The 22589-nt window shown below is 43.0% G+C and carries 20 protein-coding genes; 15 read left to right on the top strand and 5 right to left on the bottom strand.

What is annotated here, in order from left to right; genetic code table 11:
- The first annotated feature begins 239 nt into the window (after nt 1-239).
- From IJ23_RS18155 to nirD, 5 genes are all read left to right on the top strand, one after another.
- Nucleotides 240-1604, top strand: a complete 1365-nt coding sequence (locus IJ23_RS18155; RefSeq protein WP_033907000.1) for a CmpA/NrtA family ABC transporter substrate-binding protein — start codon at nt 240-242, stop codon at nt 1602-1604.
- A gap of 72 nt (nt 1605-1676) precedes the next feature.
- Complete coding sequence (locus IJ23_RS18160; protein ID WP_005375889.1) at nt 1677-2642, top strand: ABC transporter permease; 966 nt, start codon at nt 1677-1679, stop codon at nt 2640-2642.
- A gap of 11 nt (nt 2643-2653) precedes the next feature.
- Entirely contained in the window at nt 2654-3490 is an 837-nt protein-coding gene (locus IJ23_RS18165; protein WP_005450080.1) for an ABC transporter ATP-binding protein, read from the top strand.
- A 10-nt stretch (nt 3491-3500) separates the two neighbouring features.
- On the top strand, nt 3501-6020 hold the full coding sequence (nirB, locus tag IJ23_RS18170; RefSeq protein WP_050550113.1) for a nitrite reductase large subunit NirB: 2520 nt from the start codon (nt 3501-3503) through the stop codon (nt 6018-6020).
- Nucleotides 6021-6356, top strand: a complete 336-nt coding sequence (nirD, locus tag IJ23_RS18175; RefSeq protein ID WP_033907001.1) for a nitrite reductase small subunit NirD — start codon at nt 6021-6023, stop codon at nt 6354-6356.
- A gap of 98 nt (nt 6357-6454) precedes the next feature.
- On the opposite strand, the gene IJ23_RS18180 is transcribed toward nirD, so the two are convergent.
- Both IJ23_RS18180 and IJ23_RS18185 read right to left on the bottom strand, forming a co-directional pair.
- Nucleotides 6455-6859, bottom strand: a complete 405-nt coding sequence (locus tag IJ23_RS18180; protein WP_033907002.1) for a PPC domain-containing DNA-binding protein — start codon at nt 6857-6859, stop codon at nt 6455-6457.
- 1 nt (nt 6860) lies between these two features.
- Nucleotides 6861-7436, bottom strand: a complete 576-nt coding sequence (locus tag IJ23_RS18185) for a TetR/AcrR family transcriptional regulator (protein ID WP_009701863.1) — start codon at nt 7434-7436, stop codon at nt 6861-6863.
- A 284-nt stretch (nt 7437-7720) separates the two neighbouring features.
- On the opposite strand from IJ23_RS18185, the gene IJ23_RS18190 reads away from it, so the two are divergent.
- The 4 genes from IJ23_RS18190 to IJ23_RS18205 all read left to right on the top strand — a co-directional run bounded on the left by IJ23_RS18190 (nt 7721) and on the right by IJ23_RS18205 (nt 10517).
- Nucleotides 7721-8335 (top strand): glutathione S-transferase family protein, encoded by a 615-nt coding sequence (locus IJ23_RS18190; RefSeq protein WP_033907003.1) that lies wholly within the window; start codon nt 7721-7723, stop codon nt 8333-8335.
- A gap of 220 nt (nt 8336-8555) precedes the next feature.
- Nucleotides 8556-8816, top strand: a complete 261-nt coding sequence (locus IJ23_RS18195; RefSeq protein WP_033907004.1) for a hypothetical protein — start codon at nt 8556-8558, stop codon at nt 8814-8816.
- Nucleotides 8817-8845: 29 nt separating this feature from the next.
- On the top strand, nt 8846-10075 hold the full coding sequence (locus tag IJ23_RS18200) for a PP2C family protein-serine/threonine phosphatase (RefSeq protein ID WP_005375910.1): 1230 nt from the start codon (nt 8846-8848) through the stop codon (nt 10073-10075).
- Entirely contained in the window at nt 10056-10517 is a 462-nt protein-coding gene (locus IJ23_RS18205) for an ATP-binding protein (protein WP_005375914.1), read from the top strand. The genes IJ23_RS18200 and IJ23_RS18205 overlap by 20 nt, the downstream gene beginning before the upstream one ends.
- A gap of 70 nt (nt 10518-10587) precedes the next feature.
- On the opposite strand, the gene IJ23_RS18210 is transcribed toward IJ23_RS18205, so the two are convergent.
- From IJ23_RS18210 to IJ23_RS18220, 3 genes are all read right to left on the bottom strand, one after another.
- On the bottom strand, nt 10588-10779 hold the full coding sequence (locus IJ23_RS18210) for a hypothetical protein (protein ID WP_005375916.1): 192 nt from the start codon (nt 10777-10779) through the stop codon (nt 10588-10590).
- A 34-nt stretch (nt 10780-10813) separates the two neighbouring features.
- A complete protein-coding gene (locus IJ23_RS18215) occupies nt 10814-11149 on the bottom strand; it encodes an Hpt domain-containing protein (RefSeq protein ID WP_005375918.1) in 336 nt (111 codons plus the stop codon).
- A gap of 446 nt (nt 11150-11595) precedes the next feature.
- Nucleotides 11596-13746 (bottom strand): serine/threonine-protein kinase, encoded by a 2151-nt coding sequence (locus tag IJ23_RS18220; protein ID WP_033907005.1) that lies wholly within the window; start codon nt 13744-13746, stop codon nt 11596-11598.
- 312 nt (nt 13747-14058) lie between these two features.
- Here IJ23_RS18220 and tagH point away from each other — a divergent pair, with 312 nt between their 5' ends.
- From tagH to tagF, 6 genes are read left to right on the top strand one after another with little or no spacing between them, the layout of a single operon-like run.
- The gene (gene tagH, locus IJ23_RS18225; protein ID WP_005375931.1) at nt 14059-15252 is read left to right on the top strand and encodes a type VI secretion system-associated FHA domain protein TagH; all 1194 of its coding nucleotides are present in this window, start codon (nt 14059-14061) and stop codon (nt 15250-15252) included.
- Nucleotides 15253-15263: 11 nt separating this feature from the next.
- Nucleotides 15264-15719, top strand: coding sequence for a type VI secretion system lipoprotein TssJ (gene tssJ, locus IJ23_RS18230; RefSeq protein ID WP_033907006.1), 456 nt, complete (start codon nt 15264-15266; stop codon nt 15717-15719).
- Between the two features lie 21 nt (nt 15720-15740).
- On the top strand, nt 15741-17066 hold the full coding sequence (gene tssK, locus IJ23_RS18235; protein WP_081107487.1) for a type VI secretion system baseplate subunit TssK: 1326 nt from the start codon (nt 15741-15743) through the stop codon (nt 17064-17066).
- A gap of 11 nt (nt 17067-17077) precedes the next feature.
- Nucleotides 17078-18370: a type VI secretion system protein TssL, long form gene (gene tssL / locus IJ23_RS18240; protein WP_033907010.1), complete on the top strand. Its 1293-nt coding sequence runs from the start codon at nt 17078-17080 to the stop codon at nt 18368-18370.
- A 16-nt stretch (nt 18371-18386) separates the two neighbouring features.
- Nucleotides 18387-21905, top strand: a complete 3519-nt coding sequence (tssM, locus tag IJ23_RS18245; protein WP_033907012.1) for a type VI secretion system membrane subunit TssM — start codon at nt 18387-18389, stop codon at nt 21903-21905.
- Nucleotides 21887-22582 carry a type VI secretion system-associated protein TagF gene (gene tagF / locus IJ23_RS18250; RefSeq protein WP_033907013.1) on the top strand — a complete coding sequence of 232 codons (696 nt, stop codon included), beginning with the start codon at nt 21887-21889 and terminating at the stop codon, nt 22580-22582. Before tssM ends, tagF begins: the two co-directional genes overlap by 19 nt.
- Nucleotides 22583-22589: the final 7 nt, after the last annotated feature.

Raw genomic sequence — 22589 nt, forward strand, 5'->3', positions numbered from 1 at the left:
GCGTTTTCTAACGTGGTGCGTGTTGCACTATCAGCAAGCAATAACAGGGAGTAACAAACGGCAAGATATACTAATTTATTGTATTTACTTTGAAAAATAAGTTGGCACAGTAATTGGATTAGTAGAATTGGGTTTATTGTTGAATCGCTTATCTCAATTATCAACGGCGGTAATTGTAGACTTAGCAACGGCGCTACTGCTCTTCGGAGTAGTGGCGCTTTTTTTATGGGAGCAAACCAATGAAATGGAGTTCGATGCTGAAAGTGTCAGCAATTTCGTTATCGGTATTCACCACGGTCAGCGTAAAGGCAGAGTTGGGTGAACCAGAAATTGAAGACCTGAAGTTTGGTTTTATTAAGTTAACCGATATGGCACCGCTGGCGGTTGCTTATGAGAAAGGCTTTTTTGAAGACGAAGGCTTGTACGTCACTTTAGAAGCGCAAGCAAACTGGAAGGTGCTTTTAGACCGAGTCATCGATGGTGAGCTTGCGGGCGCGCACATGCTTGCTGGTCAGCCATTGGGCGCGACGATTGGTGTCGGCACAAAAGCAGAAGTGATTACCGCGTTCAGTATGGATTTGAACGGCAACGCAATCACGGTTTCCAATGATACTTGGGAGCAGATGAAGCAATACATTCCAAAGCAACCAGATGGCAAGCCAGTTCACCCAATCAAAGCGGATGCACTGAAGCCTGTGGTCGACAGCTATCTGGATAAAGGCAAACCGTTCAACATGGGGATGGTGTTCCCTGTATCGACGCACAACTATGAGTTGCGATACTGGTTAGCGGCAGGGGGGATTCATCCAGGCTTTTACGCACCAGACTCAGGCGATAACAGTGGCCAGCTGGATGCTGATGTTCTTTTGAGTGTTACACCGCCACCACAAATGCCAGCCACAATGGAAGCGGGCACGATCAAAGGGTACTGCGTAGGTGAACCATGGAACCAACAAGCCGTATTCAAAGGTATTGGTACGCCAGTCGTGACTGACTACGAAATCTGGAAGAACAACCCAGAGAAAGTGTTTGGTGTTTCCAGAGCTTGGGCTGAGAAGTATCCAAACACGCACATTCGTGTAGTGAAAGCCTTGATTCGGGCGGCACATTGGTTGGATGAAAACGACAATGCCAACCGCCAAGAAGCAGTGAAGATGCTATCAAAAAGTGAGTATGTTGGAGCGGATGCCGAAGTTATCGCCAACTCAATGACGGGCACGTTTGAATACGAGAAAGGCGACAAACGAGATGTGCCAGACTTCAACGTGTTCTTCCGTCATAACGCCACTTATCCGTATTACAGCGATGCGATTTGGTACCTGACTCAAATGCGTCGCTGGGGACAGATCTCAAGCGAGAAATCCGATGATTGGTACATGGATGTCGCAAAAGAGGTTTACCGTCCGGACATTTACCAACAAGCGGCTCAAGCACTGATTGAAGATGGTGTGTTGAGCAAAAAAGACTTCCCAGATTTTAGTGCTGAAGATGGTTTCCGTGCGCCACAAACACACTTTATCGACAACATCGTTTATGACGGTCGCGAGCCAAATAAATATCTAGAGAAGTTCTCTATCGGGCTTAAAGGAAAAGACAAGGTTTAACCATAACGATAAACGCCACAGGCGAGGGGATTCGCTTGTGGCAACAAGGATGTAAATTTCTTAGGAGTGAGTATGTCTAGTAATGTCATTTCCCTTTTTCCTGCTAAGCAGGTAGTGAACCGAAGTCGGTTGGTACTTTTGCCCGTCATTGGTTTACTGATCTTTTTGGCAATGTGGCACTTAGCAGCGAGAGAAGTGCAAACCTCATTAGGTACGCTACCGGGGCCAGTGCAAACTTTTCAGCAGTTCAGCAACCTTGTCGATGACCATTGGCAAGAGCGAGAAAAGGAACAAGCGTTTATCGAACGTCAGGAAAAACGTAATGCTGCGAAGTTAGCCAAGAATCCGGACGCGGAAGTGAAGATTCGTCCCTACACAGGTAAACCGACGTTCTTCGACCAAATCATAACAAGCTTAGTGACCGTAACTGCGGGCTTTTTGCTGGCGACTGTCATCGCGATTCCACTTGGCATCGTGCTTGGTCTTAATCAAGGACTGTATCAAGCGTTCAACCCAATCATTCAATTGCTCAAGCCCGTATCACCTTTGGCTTGGCTGCCTATCGTCACTATGGTGGTGAGTGCCACTTATGTGAGTGATGACCCGATGTTTGCTAAGTCGTTCATTAACTCTCTGATCACTGTGGCGCTGTGTAGCTTGTGGCCGACGCTGATTAACACCGCTGTGGGTGTGACGAGCGTTGATAAAGACTTAATCAACGTGAGTAAAGTGCTTCAACTTTCGTGGTGGCAGCACATCCGCACCATCGTATTACCTTCTGCCATTCCAATGATCTTCACAGGTTTACGTCTCTCTTTAGGTATCGCTTGGATGGTATTGATTGCAGCAGAGATGCTCGCGCAGAACCCTGGGTTGGGAAAGTTCGTTTGGGATGAATTCCAGAACGGCAGTTCGGCATCATTGGGTCGTATTATGGTCGCAGTCATCACCATCGGCTTTATCGGTTTGATGCTCGATAGAGGCATGTTGCAACTTCAAAAGTGGTTGTCTTGGAATAAACAACAAGCGTTGAGATAAGGGAAAAGATCATGGAAAAAGCATTATTAGATCTAACGCGATTAGGGATGCGATTCCCAACGCCAGATGGCGAGTTCATCGCGCTTAAGAACGTCGATTTACAAATAAATAAAGGCGAGTTTGTATCCCTAATTGGTCACTCTGGCTGTGGTAAATCAACGGTATTGAACTTAGTTGCAGGGCTGCACATGCCAACAGACGGCGGTGTGATCGTCGATGGACGAGAGGTGGCAGGACCGGGACCTGACCGCGCAGTCGTGTTCCAAAACCATTCATTGTTGCCTTGGCTCACCGTATATCAAAACGTTGAGCTCGCAGTAAAACAAATTGCCGGCAAAAAGGGCAAAGCGTGGATTCAGGAACAAGTGAATCACTACTTGGAGTTGATTCAAATGCAGCATGCCGCGCACAAAAAGCCGGATGAAATCTCGGGCGGTATGAAGCAGCGAGTCGGCATTGCGAGAGCACTGGCACTTCAACCGAAGGTTTTGCTGATGGATGAACCATTTGGCGCGTTGGATGCGTTAACCCGTGCGCATTTGCAGGATGCACTGATGAAGATTCAAGCCGAGCTAAACAACACCGTCATCATGATTACTCACGATGTGGATGAAGCAGTGCTGCTATCCGACAAAATCGTGATGATGACCAACGGACCGGCGGCAACTATTGGTGAAGTGTTGGAAGTGAATCTACCGCGTCCTCGCGAGCGTGTCGCACTGGCAGATGATGCGCAGTATCAGAAGTGTCGACAAGCCGTGTTGAAGTTCCTTTACGAGAAGCAATCCAAAGTCGAGATTCCTGCTTCGAAAGAAGACAAACCCAAAACCGCAGCGCAAACGGCATAAGGAGGCAGCAATGAACAGTCCTTTAACGATCCCAGTAAAGAACGCATTGAGCCACATCGTTGTGGTAGGTAATGGTATGGTCGGGCAACACCTTATCGAGCAATTGGTACAGAAAAACGCGCATTTGGAGCACCGAATTACCGTGATTGGTGCAGAGCGCTTTATCGCGTATGACCGTGTACAGTTGTCCTCTTTGTTTGCGGGTAAGTCTCATGATGATTTAATGCTGAGTAACCAAGAATGGTACGACATGCATGGCATCCAACTCGTACTTGGCAGCCAAGTAACAGGCATCGACAGAGAGCAAAAGCGCATTCTGCTTGATGGTGAAGATGTGCTGGGTTACGACCAACTTGTGCTCGCGACCGGTTCTTACCCGTTTGTGCCGCCAATTGAAGGTAAAGACCGAGACAACGTGTTTGTCTATCGCACGCTTGATGATCTTTCACAAATCAAAAAGGCATGTGAAGGCGCAAGAACAGGCGCAGTGATTGGCGGCGGCTTGTTGGGTTTAGAAGCGGCAAACGCACTCAAACTATTGGGGCTAGAAACTCACGTCATTGAGTTTGCACCTCGCCTCATGCCCGTGCAGTTAGATGATGGTGCTGGCTTAGTGCTAAAAGAGAAGATTGAAGCACTAGGGCTAACCGTTCACACCTCAACGGGTACGGAACGAATCTGCGATGGTGAAACGGCTAAGCATCGTATGGTGTTTAAAGACAAAGATCCTCTCGAAGTGGATGTGATTGTCTTTTCCGCAGGGATTCGCCCTCAAGATGAGCTGGCAAAAATGTCTGAGCTAGAAGTAGGCGAGCGAGGCGGCATTGTGATTAACAACCAATGCCAAACCAGCGATGAGAATATTTACGCGATTGGCGAATGTGCCCTTTGGGAGCAGAAGATATTTGGTTTAGTTGCACCCGGTTACACCATGGCGAGAACCACTGCCGATGTCCTGACGGGAATGCCAAGCGAAGGTTTTAAAGGCGCAGACATGAGCACCAAGCTCAAGCTACTTGGGGTGGATGTGGCGTCTATCGGCGATGCACAAATGCAAACCGAAGGCGCACAAGAAATGGTGTTGCAAGATGCGGTCGCAGGCATCTACAAAAAGCTGGTAGTTGATGCGAGTGGCACTCAATTGCTTGGTGCGATTCTCGTTGGTGACAACAGCGACTACGATGCGCTCTTACAGTGTTATTTGAACAAAACAGTCCTGCCAGACCACGCGGCGAACCTGCTGTTTGATACCGGAATGCTGGACGGAGAGATGCCAGACAGCGCCATCATCTGTTCTTGTCACAACGTCACAAAAGGCGACTTAGTTGCCGAGATTCAAGCTGGCACCACCAACCTGACGGACCTTAAAGCGAACACCAAAGCCGGTACTGGCTGTGGTGGCTGTAGCAATATGGTGAAGTCGGTATTGGATACTCAATTGGCAGCCATGGGGGTAGAGGTTAACAACCACCTTTGTGAGCACTTTGAGTTAAGTCGCCAAGAGATGTTTCATATTTGCCAAGTGGAACAGATCAAAGACTTCGATACCTTAATTGCACTGCATGGCAAAGGGCATGGGTGTGATATTTGTAAGCCAACAGCAGCATCTGTGTTTGCTTCTTTGTGGAATGAACACATCATGGAGCCTCAACATCAATCTCTGCAAGATTCTAACGATGCCTTTATGGCAAACCTGCAAAAAGATGGCTCTTACTCAATTGTACCTCGTGTTCCGGGCGGCGAAATTACACCAGACAAACTCATCGTGCTAGGCGAAGTTGCTCAGCAATACGATCTGTACACCAAAATCACTGGCGGTCAGCGCGTGGATTTATTTGGCGCGCAGTTAGAACAGCTTCCTGAAATCTGGCAAACCTTAATTGATGCTGGTTTTGAAACAGGGCATGCCTACGGTAAATCGGTGCGCACCGTGAAATCTTGCGTCGGCTCTACTTGGTGTCGCTATGGTGTTGATGACTCGGTCGGATTAGCTATTGAGTTAGAGAGCCGCTACAAAGGATTGCGAGCGCCCCATAAGCTTAAGTTTGCCGTATCGGGCTGTACTCGCGAGTGTGCAGAAGCGCAAAGTAAAGACATTGGGGTGATCGCCACCGAAAACGGCTGGAATCTATACGTTTGTGGTAATGGCGGCATGAGACCACGACACGCTGATTTGTTTGCATCCGACCTATCCAAATCAGAGTTGATCACCATGATCGACCGAGTATTGATGTTCTACGTCAGCACCGCAGATCGCTTGCAGCGTACGTCGGTGTGGATGGAGAACATGGAAGGGGGCTTAGATTACCTTAAACAAGTGATTTTGGATGACTCTCTCAACCTATGTGACTCTTTGGATGAACAAATGGCACGAGTCGTAGATACCTATCAGTGTGAGTGGAAGAGCACGTTGGATAATCCTCAAAAATTGCAACGCTTCCGTCCTTTCTTGAACAGCACGTCGGGCAGCAAAGTCTTGCCGTACCAACGTGTGCGCGGTCAGCGTATTCCCGTGAAACAGGAGGTGTAAATGGCAGCTTTAACTAAAGTGAAATTGTGTCAGCTTGATGACCTAATGCCGTTCATCGGTGCCACGGTGTTGATTGAAGGCGAGCATGTCGCGTTATTCTACATTCCCGATAACGGTGTTTACGCTGTTCAGGATTGGGACCCAATTGGTAAGGCTTATGTGATGAGTCGAGGGATCGTCGGTGATATCGATGGTGAGATGTGTGTTGCATCACCACTGTACAAACAGCATTTCAGTTTAAAGAGTGGGCAGTGTTTGGAAGATGAAGCGTACTGTCTAAAAACTTGGCAAGTAACGGTCGACGATAATCAGGTTTGTTATTTAGTCGAAGAATGATCCTAGAAATTTGCCTGCTCGATATGAGTAAATTCTTAGCGTAAGAGATAAGCGAATAAAGCTCCAGAGACACCACAGTATGGCTCTGGAGCTTTTAATTATTCGGAAGGATTCACTTGTAGTTCGGTATAGCCAGTCGAGTCGTCCATCGCTCTAGTGAACTCAAGCTCTGAGTAAGAATGGATGATCAATTCTGCGGTAGTATCAATCACTGTGCCTTCCAGCAAATGCCCACCCCAAACTAGTCCATCACGATCAGACACCGAGATATGAACGTGCTGATGCTCAGGCGTTAGTGTTCCCATCACAGAGACGATTTCAAATGGCTCTTGTTTGGTTAACGTACTCTCTGCACCTGCCAAACGAAGGTTGAGGTCAGTGACACAACCAACGCATGAAGCAATCGAGCCTGCTTTGATACCATGCTGCTCGACCAATTTCGCTAGGCTCAGCTTTAAGTCCATGCCTTTGGTAAGACGTACTGCTATCACTTCAATCGACATGTCACTTCCTAATCAAAACCAGCAAGCAGGAAAGCGCCGTATCCAAGTCGGCATAACGTTTGGCTTTGCCAAGTACGCGCATACCTTGCATGTTGTTGAGAACAAAACGAGCAAGCTCTTCTGGTTTCAGCGTTTTCGGCACTAAGGTTTCTTTTTGTGCATTGGTCAGCGCATCCGCAATGATGTCGATAAGATGGTCAAACAAAAAATGCCCTTTGCGCAGTACATCATCGTCTTCACCAGCGTGCTCAATCAACGCATTTTGGATAAAACACCCACAGCTGCGTTTGCGTTGCAGATCAGCAAAAGATTTAAGGAACGATTCCAACTCAGGTAAAGACGCGTCGTCTTTTTCCAAATCATTCAGTGACGGTAGCGAGACCTTTTTTAAGTAAGTATCGAGCGCTTCGTAGTAGAGCTGTTGCTTGTCACCATAGGTGTTGTAAAGACTGAAGCGGTTGATGTTCAGTTCGTCGGTGAGATCCGAGATAGACGTGTTCGCAAAGCCCTTGCGCCAAAACACATCCATAGCCACGAGAAGCTTTTCATCTCGGTCGAAGTTGGCTTTTCTTGCCATAAATTACCTGCCTGGGTCTGCTTATTGGGTAATTAAATTGCTTTGGAGGGATGGTACAGAGAACCTCTAGCGTTAGAACTGAACCAATATGATGAATACCCATCTATTCTTGGGTATCAGCCCCCAAATTCATGTGAACTCACAAACGGCATCAAAAATCTCGCTCAGCAAACAGACCCACAACTGTTTGAAAATTTTTGATAGTGAAGTTCTTGACTGATCGTTTATAAACTGACTACAGTATATCCTAACCAATCGGTTAGAAAAAGATAAAAGGATGTGAAATGAAGCTCTATGAAACCGCAATGACTCCAAGTTGTAAGCGAGTTAGCATTTTTCTGAAGGAAATCGGTGGCGAGGTTGAGCGAATTGCGCTGAACGTTCGTGAGGGCGATAACCTATCTGAACCGTTTAAATCGAAAAGCGTGAATGGCAAAGTGCCTCTGCTGGAACTGGATGATGGTACGACGATCTGTGAAAGCGTGGCGATTTGTCGCTACCTAGATGAAGCGTTTGGAAATGATCTGGCGCTGTTTGGTGCTAACCAGCTCGAACGTGCTCAGGTAGAAATGTGGCATCGTGTGGTGGAGTTCCAAGGACTAAATGCGGCATTTCAGGCGTTTCGAAACATGACCGGAGTTTATGGAGACAGAGAACGTTGTGTTGAAGCATGGGGCGAAGAATCAAAACAACGCGTCTACGAATTTCTGCCTGTCTTAGACAAGCGTCTTGAACATAATGATTTTATCGCCGTAGACCATTTTACTATCGTCGATATAACAGGCTTTATTTTGATCAGTTTCGCAATTAAAGGCCTAGAAATTGATGTGCTATCGACGTCGCCAAACATTGCTCGATGGTATAACCAAATTTTAGCTAGACCTGCATTTCAGAGTTAATGTATTGCAGCGAGTGGATGATAGCTCGCTGCTACCACCTTACCGATTCTTAACTCAGCAGGATATTCAAATTTTTTCAGATTTTTCTTATTTTTTCTCCTATCGCCTATAATTGGAAAAACAACCTCAATTTGCTTCGTTGCGTTTTAGAGCCTTGAGCTCTTGGTCCGTAGACGCTCTCTTTCACCATGGAAAGTCTAATAATAGACAAGGAGAGGTCATGAATATTCAAGTGAAAAGTATCAATAATATTCTAATCGCCCTGTTAATGGTTTCGGTTTTTGGTCTATTCGCACTGTACCTCAATTACACACAGCAGAATGAACAGATTGAAAGGCTGCAAAGTCAGTTAATCGAAAAAGAGCATCAGATACTAATTTCTAATGAAGCGTTGTCTTACACTCGATATCAACACCAATTATTAGCCGAAGACTACAGCCGTTTTAGAAATGAGCAGTCAGTGACTAGTGTTTTGCGTTAGCCAGTATAGCAACCACTTTAAGGAGGCAGATGAAACCCATTCTTTTGGTCGATGACAGTAAAACAGTACTGCTTTACATCAGCAGTGCATTGGAAAAGCAAGGCTATGAAGTGCTTGCTGTTGAAGACGGACGAGCGGCGCTCGAAGTGCTAACCCACCGCCCTGATATTCAGTTTGTGCTGAGTGATTTAATGATGCCTGGAATTAATGGTATTGAATTGTGTCGCCAATTAAAATCTAAAGTTAGCGAACGTTACATTTTTTTTGTTCTACTGTCTTCTAGAAATGACCAAAGTTCGATCGTGAAAGGCATTGATGCTGGCGCAGATGATTTCGTAGATAAGAAGACGTCTGTAGAGGAACTTCAGGCCAGAATCCGTGCGGGGTTTCGTACTTTAGAACTGCACAACAAACTCGTTGAGAGAAATAAAGAGCTAGATGCGGCCTACCAAACAATTCACCAAGACCTGCAGTCTGCGAGTCAACTGATGGAGCAACTACTCCCTGCTGAATCAACTATCCAAAATATACAGTTTAGTTATGTCTACAGACCATGCTCCCAGATTGGTGGTGATATGTTGGGGTATTTGGAGCTCGATGAACAACATGTTGCGTTTTATGTATGTGATGTTTCTGGTCATGGTATTTCTTCAGCTTTGATGGCTTTTTCTATTCAACAGACACTATCTCAAAGTCAGGGGCCTGATTCGATCACGATGGAGTTGAGAGATGACTGCTATTGCGTAAGTGAGCCAGCATCTGTGATTGAACGGCTAAATCGGCGTTATCAGCAAACTAGAAACAGTCAACTTTACTTTACTATGGCTTACGCCATTCTTAACACAAAATCAGGGCGACTTAGCTATTGCACGGCTGGCCACCCCAGGATCTTAGTTTGGCGAGCGAGTACGAACACGATGGAACAGATAGGTGACGATAACTTTATCGTTGGTGCAATGCAGCCGATAGAATATAGCGGTAACCAAATTAGTCTAGATGAGGGCGATGCATTGTGGCTTTATTCGGATGGTTTGATTGAAGCGAGGCAGGGTGAGGAGATGTTTTCACTACAACGATTGGCATCGAGTATAAAAGCTGTTTGCACGCTGCCAGTTGAAGATCAAGTGGGAGACGTCTTTAAAAAAGTACAATCTTGGCACAACGAAGATGAGTTTGATGATGATGCCAGCCTTTTACAGGTAAAATGGCATGGTGAGAGGCTCGATTTTAAGGAAAAGAATGTCAAAGAGCGAATTTAAACGAACTTACGGGAGCTCCCTTACTCACTCACGAAGTGCGAGCAAAGACGTTGTTCGGTTTTTGATGGGTCATCAAATCCCCTTAAATGCAATTCAATCATTGGAGCTTTGTGTCGTTGAGCTCATGAATAACGCTTATATTCATTCTTACAGTGAAATAGAAGGCCTGCCAATTGAAGTGGAGTGTAGGGTTGGGGATGACCAAGTGTCCGGTTTCGTGGAACTGAGAGTCTCTGATTGCGGAGCGCCGATCAATGAGAAGACGTTCATCCAACATAAAAATAAACAGATTGAGGCACCTAACTTAATGGATGACGATAGTTGGTCCTCCTCTGGTCGCGGACTGATGTTAGTCGCTCAATTATCTGACCTGTTTAAATTGGAAAAAGGTTTCGAAAACAATACGTTTGTTGTAGTGAAAAGGAATTGGGAGAGAAACTAACAACCAAGCAAAGTCGATTTCCTTCACTTGGTCCCTAGCGTTAATCTGACGGTTGCGTTGTATATCATTGTTATTTTGTATTCGTTGTTGGTGCTGGTGATAGTAACGCCTCCAACTCTTCTGGTGTTAGAATATCACTGATGTTTAACATATTATTTTCATCATCTAGCGCCATCTTTGTACGGCTAAGTAAGTACCTTTTTTGAGTTGGTGTTAGGTCTTTGAGAGACTCAATCAACTCCCTGAAATTGCTATTATTCATTGCCATATTTCCCCCAGTTAAGCCTTGAATTTCTTTATTGCATATTCTTCAAGTAAGCGAAGATTTGTTGATTAATTGCAGCTAGCTCTTCAGTAACTATAGCTATATCTGAGCTATCTGGCGCTGTATCGTTTCTGGTTTTTTCTTCTATTCTTTGAAACGCAATGACCGCGGTGTCTTCTCCGAAACTCTCTAGAATGCCCTTTAAACTATGCGCTAATAGATAGAGTTCTGACCAACATCTGCTTGTATATAGCTCATCTATACGCTCTATATCATTCGTGTGATCTTCAAGGTATGTAGAAAAAACAGTGACGATCAGATCTACGTCGTTATCCATGTATGTATTGAGAACATCAAAATTAATCATGTATACCCCTATTAAACGTTGCGGTAGAGGAATGTTTCGGATAATGAAGGCTTAGCCGAAGGTATGAATGGCATAACCAGTATTTGAGCAGAAATAGTTTGCTTGTCGCTTGAGATAAACTTACAAAAAGAAAGTCATTGTTAAAGATATTTTGACTTATATCCAAACGGCAATGGTCGAAATGTAGGGATGAAAAAACTTCAACTCGCGTGTTTTTAACACAAGTAGCAAAGGGGACGTTTCCAAGTAAAACGCCGAGTCGGTAAGTGTCTTGCAGTCCTAGTTTAAGGCTATCGTTACATACGGACGCCAGACGTTCGCCAACTTTGACTATTCCTTCAGTCAAGGCTAACTCTCCTCATTAAGTACAAGTATAAATTAGCAATCTAGTTGCATATTGGCAAGTGATCTGCGGCAAAAAAGGGACTCGCGTCCCTTTTGTATTACTAGCTTTGCTTAGAGTCCTGTTCTATTTGCTTCATAAGCTCGTTGGCTTTCTTCATAGCGCGTCTTGCGCTTGAAGTCCTTCGCTTATTAAGCAATATATCGGAGAAGCGTAAGTATTTATCAGCAGTTTTGAATCTTAAATCGTTAACATCCTGAAAACCAATAGGAAAGTTTTTCGAGAACAGATCCACATCCTTCACCAAGTTATCGAGATGAGTTGTCGTCCTTGCCTTTTCTAGGCGAGAATAAAAGTTTTCAAACTCTTCTTGGAACAGGATTCTAGCGGCATCTTCTGGAAACGGTAGAGGGCTGTTGGAATCTAGCGCTGTCTCATATAATTTCATTTCCAGCACTGCATCTTTCATCGCATTACTTATCTGTAAGTTCTCTTGATGCTCTTCTACGTTTGAAAAGAAGGTGTTCCCAACCTTAATAAGAGCAACAAGTGCAGCTGCGTCTTTCTTTTTGAGTGCTTCAGTGAGGTGCTGACCGAAAACATCGCTAGATAACGAACTTGGCGTGAAAGGATAACCTTGATGAATCTGATTTAACTCATCCTTGAGCTCATAGATGGATTTACTGCCGTCTTCTTTACTGTACCGAGACTTTTCAAGTTGACTGTTGATTTGCCTTGCTATCGAAAGTAACGTGGAGTGCTTGCTTGACTGAATATCTAAGGCAAGAACTTCTATTTTATGTGAGTCAGGGTAGTAGGTTTTTGCTTTATCAAGTATGGACTCAATTTCATCATAATTCGGGTAGTTGTTGGCATCAGAATTCAAAACCTGATCAATTTCAGATTCAAACTCGCTGAGAATATAGGTCTTGTGTAAGCGTAATAAGCCAGCCTTAACGACTGGATGTAAGCTTTTTTCACTATCAATCAGTGCCAAACTTTTTTCTGCTGGCGTATCAAGCTGCCACTCTTGTCCGGCAATTTGATCATTTTGCTTGCTAATAACGGTTTCCAAATTGGCGATGGTTTCTTGTTGCTGCTGATAACCAAATACAATGCCGCTAACTAATAATATACTCGCTGCCGCGCCGCTAGCGATAGGCCAATAGCGCATATTCAATTTGCGTTTCAACTGCTCAGGGGTCAGCTCGTTCGGAATGATGCCAGTTGAAAATACGCTTGAAAATATTGGCCACTTAGATGCAGGCATGTTAGTTGGTTTAGAGACCTTGATCTTCTTTTTGAGAGCTTCATTAACTGGAGTTCTTGCGTAAGGGTGTTTGCAACTCAATAGCTCGTAAGCAATACAAAATAGAGCAAACATATCGTCGCTTAAGTTCGGTTCCTTACCGGATAACAGGTTGAGTGATGCATAGTTGGGAGTATAACCAAGCGTTTCAACATTTTCGGATTTACGTTTAGCCGCATATTGATCCTGCTTTAATTGATGAGTTTTAGATACACCAAAATCAAGCAACTTAACGTTACCCTCAGACGTTAAAATCACATTAGCGGGCTTTAGGTCGGCGTGCACTACACCAAGAGAGTGAGCATATGAGAGTGCATCGAGTACCTGATTTAGGATTGATAAAGTTGCATTAAACTTCAGCCCATGGGGCCTAGAACGCTGTATTAAACTCTCTAATGTTTCTCCGTTAATATACTCCATAACTAAAAAGTATATTTCGCCATCAACACCAAAATCAAAAACCCTAATGATATTAGGGTGGCTTAACCTTTGAGTTTGTTGAGCTTCACGTATTAACATGCGTGCAGTCTCTGGTTGAGAAGCAAACTCTTTCTGTAATATTTTTAACGCAACGTAGGGTGTTTCTGAACCTGAAGATTCAAGAATCTTATCTTTAGCTAAGTAAACATCGCAAAGCCCACCATGCCCAATAACCGACTCAATTTCATACCGATTTTTAACGGTCGTTCCTATTAAGCTTTCGTTAATAACATCTTTGTTATTATTTAATGAGTCATCTTTATTGTTTTTTTTCTTATTAACTAACGGAGTGTTTTCTTTTTGAGACAGTTTTGTATTTGTTTCATTTTTATTTTTAACGGAGGTTTCATTATTAGTGAGTTTGGTTGATTTAATTGCATTGTCTCGTTTTTGAGTCTTTACAATTTTAGTTTTATCTCCGCTTTCTTCGTTATTTATAGAATTGTTTTTATTACTGTCTTCCATCACAAGAACTCCGTATAAATGATGGGGGAATATATACCTTTCTGCTCAATGAAAAGTCATTATGTTAGAATTTCTCGGCCAAACTAACATTCGTTTTTTTATTGATGAAAGTCTAAGTGTCAAAAATTTGAACTTGGTTGGATAATTAAAATTGTTGAACAATACGTGATTGCTTTGATAAAAAAATGATTCATTATTCCGTGCATGATTTTCAATGGCAGTATTAAGGTTTTTATTAATCTTACTGTTAATAAGAAAGCAGTTAATAATAAAATTAAAAATAATATCTAGCAGGTCTTTGGCGAGGTTTACATGAAGTTGGTTTTAACCATAACAAGTTTTCACAAATTTACTCCAGAGATTGAGAGTGAGTTCGTGTTTGAATCAAGTGATGAACATGCCAAGGTTACATTTGGTAGGTCTGAACAATGTGATTGGACACTACCAGATCCTGAAAGAGTGGTATCCGGAACCCACGGAGAACTGATTAAGTTTGGTGACAAATACTTGATAAAAGACCTCTCAACTAATGGTACTTTTGTAAATAATGCTGTAACTCCTGTGGGTCAAGGAAATGAAATAGCACTAAGCGATGACGATATGGTTAGCTTAGGGGATTATCAAATTTCAGTTTCTATTCAAACAGATACAGATGTATTCAGTCTTGAGACAAGTAAAAGTCTTTCTAGCGCACCCCCTGAAGTAGTCTCAAGTCCATCGGAAGCAGAATTTGTTGACCTAGGCCTTAGTGCTAGTGAACTCTTAAACGAAAGTGTTCCTTCTGACTTTCAGCTAGATATTGGTTTAGTCGATGATTTTATTGATATCCCAAAGCCCGAAAAACAGAGCACCGTATCTGAAACTTTACCGAAAGTTAACCGACAATCAGAACACCTATCGACTCCCAACTTTGATACCAATGGGGGTGAACTTGCGGCTTTTGTTAGAGGGGTGGGTATAGATCCAATGATGATTCCCAGCGATAACCGAGAGGAATGGTTCGAACAACTGGGGGAGTCATTTTCTTTGATGCTAGTTGGTTTAATGGAAACACTGCATAACAGAGCAGTGTTTAAACAAACAAATCGACTTAGTCATACCGCATTTCGTAAGTCAGAAAATAACCCTTTAAAGTTTTCTGCAAACTTAGAAGATGCGATTCATAACTTATATAACCGTCAAACCGCTAGCTTCTTAAAGCCAAATGCAGCCATTAAAGAAGCATTTAATGACATCGAAAGTCATGAGCAAGCCTTAATGAAAGGTGTTGAAGGTACGGTTTCGAGTGTTATGTCACTTGTTGAACCTACTTCTATATACTCAGATGCTTTAGCGAAAGACACGGTTATTAATAAGGTTATTCCAGCTAGAAAATATGCTCAAAGTTGGAAGAGGTTTGAGGATATTCATGAAAAGTTATCCGATGATATTATCAATAAAGAGTCTCCGTTCTATTTAGAAGACTTCGCTAAGCACTATGAATTAGCATTAAAAAACAAAGGCTAGGAATTAGGGTGATGAAAAAGTTTTACCAATATATTTTGTTATTAATTTCAATGGCTTTATTTGGGTGCTCAGCAGCGAACCTAGTTGTTGATCCATACTCAGATTTAGAAATAGCAGCAAGTCATAACATTAATCCTGATTCAAACGGCAGGCCTTCTCCTGTAGTGGTGTATGTATTTGAATTAACGTCAAATACCATTTTCGAAAGCCAGGACTTTTTTTCTATTTATGAAGAAAGTGAAAAAGTCTTAGGACCTGATTTAGTGAATAAATATGAAATTTCATTAACTCCAGGTCAGAAAGAAACATATCAAGCAAGTATGTCTCCAAAGACAGAATATTTAGGCATTGTCGTAGCGTTTCGAGATATTGAAAACTCAAATTGGCGACAAGTCATTAAAGTGGATAAGACCGGTTACAACACATATCAAGTATTGTTAGAAGATCTGTCTTTGGTCGTTAAATAACGTTTAGTTGGCTAATTATAAATGACGCAATACTCCAAGACGGCTTGGTGCGAAGGAATGTTTTTACGTCCCCAGCACTTCCAACAACAAGAACGCGCAACCTCTCAAGAATTCAAGGGCTTACATCAGTTAGGTGGGGCTTACAATTGGGGAGTTTGGAAATGTCGAGTAAAAAAACACGCGCTAAAAGATGGTCTTATTGAACTTGAGCATCTTGAAGCTGTTTTGCCAGATATGACGTTGGTTAATACGTTAATATCCAACGATTCAGTTTCGCCTCTACTTATTGATAAAAACACTGAAAATACGTTAGTAAAAATAACTCTCCCTCTTTCAAGTGTTACAGGTAAAAACGTTTCGGATGTAAGCGAATCGATCGTCTCTCGTTATGTACTTCAAGATATCGCCGTGATAGATAACCTTACAGGACAAGATGAGGAAACCATCCAAGTTGCAGCCCTTAATCTAGAGTTGAAAGCGAGTAATGACAAATTAGCGGGTTATGTGGAGTTACCTATCTTAAGGATCAAAGAGGTAACTCCTGAAGGGGAAGTTATACTAGACGATGAGTACGTTCCTCCGCTTATCAATCTCCTTAGCGACAAAGTTATGTCAGCTTATCTACGTAACGTTATCGCGATGACAAAGATGCGTGCTGACGTTATTGCACAGCGCTTGATTAAGGGTAAATCTGCATCGGCTTCTGCTGTTGATTTCATCATGCTCCAAATGCTGAACCGATATGAGGCGAAGTTAAAGCATTTCAGTGAGTTAGATAGGTTACATCCACTGGAATTAGCGACGACACTTAAAGGTTACATTGGTGAGTTAGCCACTTTTTCTAATAAAACTAAAAGAGTCCCAAGTTTGCTTGCGTATGATCACTTAGATGTATCAAGTGTCTATAGCGAGTTGAATCAGATACTCAGTCAGTACCTCAGTGTTGTTCTTGACCAAACTGCGACCAAACTTCCGTTGGAGCCTCGCCAGTACGGTATTCAAGTGACGCCACTTCCAGATAAACGCTTGCTTGAGTCATGCCAATTTGTGCTAGCAATTAAAGCAGATACCACAACAGATGAAATAAGACGCCTGGTCCCAGCGCAACTCAAGTTTGGCCCCGCAGAACAGATTCGCGATCTAATTAATAATCAGATCAACGGTATAAACGTAGTGCCGCTGAGTGTCGTCCCGAGACAGATTCCTTACCAAACGGGTTATGTCTATTTCGAAGTTGTCAAGAAAGGGCCATTTTGGATGAGGCTAAAAGATAGTGGCGGTATTGCGCTTCACCTATCAGGGCATTTTCCGAATGCTGAACTTGAGCTTTGGAGTATTAATAAATAGGCGCGCTCTGTATGGAACAAACGATAGTAAAACCAACACCGGGTGGAAGAGCTCCCGCATCGAAACCACAATCAGAAAAGTCTGTGGATAATACCGTAGTTATCTCAAAAAGCCCTGAATTGGTGAACAATGATTCAGTGGTCGCTTATGGGAATAACTCTCTACTAGCAGAGGCGAATGGCCTGTTATCTATTATCGGTCAAATTCGGTCGACAGCGACTCATTCCGATCCGTTGTTTCTAAAAGAGACATTGGCACAAAAGCTTAGAGATTATGAGAACCGATTACGTCAGCATGACGTTGATTTGGATACCATTGATACAGCTCGTTATTGTTTATGCTGTTCACTAGATGAAGTTGTCCTTAACACCAATTGGGGTGGGCATTCATTCTGGAGTCACGATTCATTACTTAGCTCCTTCTATGCTAGCAGTCAAGGTGGGGAAGCGTTTTTTAAGCATCTTGATAAGTGCATGGCGAAACCAGATGCGAACTTAGATTTGCTTGAACTAATGTATGTGTGCTTATCTCTCGGGTTTCTGGGTCAATACCGTTTAGAAAAAAATGGACTGGAATCGCACCGGAAATTGAGAAGACAGGTTATTGCTACTCTTAAGTCTTATGGGAGAGGAGTCCCTCAGGAGCTAAGTAATAGTATCGACCAACACATTTTGAATGGCTCAAAGGCTTCTGATAGAGCCCCTCTTTGGGTTGTATGTTCTGTAACGGCGGCATTATTGGTCTGCATATATATGTATTTTAGCTATGAGCTAAATAAGGCATCCAATCGCACCTTTTCTCAATTAGTCAATTTGATTCAACCGCAACAACTTAACCAAGATGCAACGTCAGAATCAAAATCAGCGCCAATTGCAGAAAAGATTTCAATGTATCTAGCAACTGAGATCGGTAAGGGGCTAATCAATGTTGAGCCGCTGCAAGACAGGGTAAGAATTTCGTTAAAGTCTCAAGATCTATTTGAATCAGGTAGTGCTGATGTTGTCGCTTACATCCAACCCGTTATTTCTAAGCTTGCGAGAACATTGGAGTCGACCCAAGGCAAGATCATTGTTACTGGTCACACCGACGATAGGCCTATTTTCACGAGTAAATATCCCTCGAACTGGCACCTATCATTAGCTCGAGCCACTGCTATGTCTGAACAACTGATCTCGAATAGTGCATTAGAAGGGCGAGTGATACCCGAGGGATTGGGGGATGCAAGACCATTAGTTGAAAACAGTAGTGATGAAAACCGAGCTATTAACCGCCGGATTGAAATCGACCTTCTTGTCGCGAATTAATAATAGGTAGATAGAGATGCGTATTAAAGAAATTGGCAGAATATTTACTCAAAGATGGTTTCTCGGTCTTATCGGTGTCGCTGCTTGTTCTATTTTCATTTGGGTTGTTGGTCCACTTATTGCGATAGCGGGATATGAGCCCCTAAAGAGTGACTTTCAACGGCTAGTCACTATTCTAGTGTTGGTGTTGCTTTGGGCGATATTTAACGTTACCAAGCAGCATAAGCAAAAGGTGAAAGAAGACGAAAGTATTCAAACGTTGCTTGAGGTTGATAGCCAATCAGATAAAGAAGCAGCAAGTGAAATTGACTTAATGCGCGAGCGTATTGAGCAAGCTGTCAAAGTAGTGACGAAAACACACAAAGGCAAGAGAAGCTTGTATGACTTACCGTGGTATGTGTTGATTGGCCCTCCTGGAACGGGGAAAACAACCGTATTAAAGCAGTCGGGGTTAGAGTTTCCATTAGGAGACAGCCTTGGCTCTGACTCTATTGCCGGTGTAGGTGGCACTCGCCACTGTGATTGGTGGTTTGCAAATAAAGCAGTTCTTATAGATACGGCTGGCCGGTATACGACACAAGACAGTCAAGAAAAGGTCGACTCTAAAGCGTGGCATGGTTTCTTAGGATTGTTGAAAAAGTATAGAACGCAAAGACCAATTAATGGTGCGATTGTTACGATAAGTTTAGCCAGCGTGATGTCTCAGACTCGAACCGAGCGAAGTCTTCATGCTCGAGCAATTAAGTCGAGACTTCAAGAACTGAAAAACCAGTTAGGCATGCAGTTTCCGATTTACGTATTGCTCACCAAAATGGATTTAGTTGCCGGTTTCAATGAATTCTTTGCCGATTTAAGTAAGGAAGAACGAGATGATTTATTTGGTTTCATGTTCCCTCGTGAAGTGGATGATGAAAGAGGCGTTATTTCTCTATTCAACAAAGAATTTCATGGCATGTTGGAGCGCCTTGATGCCCGTATGCTTAGAATACTTGAAACTGAGGACGATTTAGATAAACGCGCGCTTATCTTTGAATTTCCAAAGCAATTAAGAGTGCTACAAGCTAATCTTGACGAGTTTTTAGCTGAAATTTTTGCACAAAACAGTTTTGAAGAGCCTGCCTTGATTCGTGGTGTGTTTATGTTGAGTTCGGTTCAAGAAGGCTTACCAGTCGATAAGCTGATGAATGAATCAACCAATGGACTTGGGTTAAATCGTTTAGCTCTAGCAAAGAGTCAGACTGGTTCTCATAGTTATTTCGTAAAGAATCTTTTTGACAAGGTTATTTTCAAAGAGCAACTGTTAGGAACAGTTAATCGTCACTATCAAAAGCAGTCAGGTTGGATGCGTCGAGGTGTTTACATTGGATGTACAACGCTACTGCTAGGAGCTTCTGCGCTTTGGTTTATGAGTTATAAGTGGAACTCACAGTTAATTGTCGATACCAATGAACAAGCTAGCCATATTGATGCACTGATTGGCGCTCAAAGTTTAGATTTTGAAGCGGATATTGTTTCAGCTGTAGAAACATTAGATAGGTTGATGACGCTTCCTCTCGGAAAGCAAAGCAACTACGGTGATGCCGACTCTGTAAAGAGGTTTGGTCTCTATCAAGGAGACAAAGTATCTCAGGCGGCAAACAATGCATATTCTGATGCTTTGACCCAATATTTCGCCCCTTTGCTTCTTGATAGCCTGGTGTCAGAAATGGAGAGCAATCAACAGCATCGTGAGTATTTGTACGAAACGTTAAAAACGTATTTGATGTTATTCAATCCAGACAAATATCAACAAGATGAAGTGTTGGCTTGGTTTAACTTTTATTTCGAACGTCAATATCCGGGTGAGCTAAACGCAGACTTAAGAAGACGCTTGCTACAGCACACTCAATATTTATTAGGCAACGATGGACAAGGCTTTACTTACAACACTGCTGCCGTGACGAGTGCTCGAGAAGTGTTGACTCAAATGTCTCTACCTGAACGTGCTTATCAGCGAATGAAAATACAATTTTCTAAGAGTCATGTACCTTCATTTCGCTTGACTGATGTATTGGGACCTAAAGGGCTTGAGCAGTTCGAGCGAGCTAGTGGAAAACCGCTATCACAAGGCATTTCGGGTTTCTACACGTACAATGGTTTTCATAGCATTTTTCAGATTCAGATCAACCGTACAGTAAAAAGCCTAATGGAAGAGAACTGGGTTTATGGTGACGATCTTAAGGCTCATGAAATTGATCAAGATAGTGCCATCCAAGGCGTTCAGTCTCGATACTATCAAGATTATGTTAATGAATGGAAAACGTTGATCGAAGATATTCAATTGAAGCAGGCTCCGAGCCTAGAACTTGCGACAGAGCAAGCGAGGGTTTTATCTGGAGTTGAAAGACCAATCGAATCTTTGTTGAGAGCAATCCAAAAAGAGGTTGCTCTATCAAAAGTATCATTGTCAGAAAATCAAAAAGCCGCTTCTGAAGTTGCTGGTAAAGTTGCCAAAGTTAAGTTTTCAAATACGGCAGATAGACTAGACATGTATTTACCTGAAGAAAACGGTTTCAATGTTGCTCTGCCAGGTAAAGAAGTCGAATCACATTTCTCAGAGATTTTACGCCTTGGTGAGCAAGACTTTGATGATATTCAACAAGCAATGATTAACTTGCGTTCGTATTTAAGTGACTTATCAAGCTCTGGTAACAATCAGAAAATTGCCTACAAAAGTATTTTAGATGGAACCGTTACACAAGATGTCGCAGCTTCCTTTGCTCGTGCTAAAGAACTTTTGCCGAGACCATTTAATCAATGGCTAGGTGAGCTTTCTCAAGAGTCGGTCAAGTTTGCGGAGAGCGGTTCGAAGGATCATCTAAATCAACTTTGGGTAACACAAGTGGTGCGCCCTTATCAGCGGACTATTGCTGGCAGATATCCATTCGAGCCCAATGCGAGCAGAGAAGTCAGATTGAAAGACTTTAAGCGATTCTTTGGTTATGGGGGCACGCTTGACGCATTCTTCCAAGAATACCTCGAACCGTTTGTGGATACTTCGAAAAGTCGTTGGCGATTAGAAAAGGAAATTGGAGTTCGTCCAGAAACACTAATGGTCTTTCAAAGAGCGCAACGTATCAGGCAGTCTTTCTTTGAATCTGATAATTCATTACGCGTAGAGTTTGGTATGAAGCCTGTTTATCTAGACCAGCACATTACTCGATTTGTCTTAGAGTTGGGTGGACAAGATTTGGTTTATAAGCATGGACCAGCAAGAGCTAAATCGTTGAGTTGGCCTGCCGGTCAAGATCAGACTCGAATTGTGTTCACACCACCTGAATCTAAACGCGAAATTGCGCATACCTATGAAGGTGAGTGGGGCATATTCAAGCTTTTGGATCAATCACTTAAAGCAAGGCCAGAATCGCGTAAAGACAATATAGTTATGATTGATTTAAAGGGAAACAAGGTGCAACTAGAGCTTATTCCTTCTAGTGCCATTAATCCGTTTTGGTCAAATGAAATGGAGAGGTTCAGATGTCCACGAACCTTATAACATCAGGCTGGGGCTATATCGGTAAAATGCCTGCAAAAGGGGACTTTGTGAAAGATGGTTTATCACAAGATTTCTCGGAGCGTTGGCATGATTGGCAACAGGCGGTTATTGCAGTCAGCAGGGAACAACTGGGCGAAAGCTGGAATGAGCACTTTTTAACGGCTCCTGTGTGGCACTTTGCTTTGGATATTAGCTATTTAGAAGACTCAACCTACATTGGTAGCATGATTCCTAGTGTTGATGCATGCGGTAGATACTTTTTCTTTACTATAGCTCGTGCCGTAAAAGGTGAAGCTGCGCAATATTGGGGTGACAGAGCTTGGACCGAGGACAGTGCCGCTCTTGCTCTTTCAGTACTTGAGGACGACTTTGTCTTTGATGTTTGGCATAAGAGTACTCAAGAAAAAAATGACCTCGTTGCGAATGTGACAAGTGAAGTGAGGCCTCTGGAGTTTCTTTATCAAAGCCAAATATCTACAGTTTTTCATGATCACGGCAATACTGATCAAAACACGCTTTTGAATTTCCTCATTAAAGAGAAATTGAGTAAACCATGTTTTTGGTGGACTGAAGGTTCAACGAAGGTTGAACCATGCATGTTCATTACGAGTGGATTTCCTTCAATTGGTCAGTTTTCAGCCATGCTTGATGGCGGCTGGAAAAAGTGGAATTGGTAGGATAGAA

Origin of the sequence: Vibrio sp. OY15, from assembly GCF_000742455.1 — a bacterium.
GTDB classification, from domain to species: Bacteria; Pseudomonadota; Gammaproteobacteria; order Enterobacterales; family Vibrionaceae; genus Vibrio; species Vibrio alginolyticus.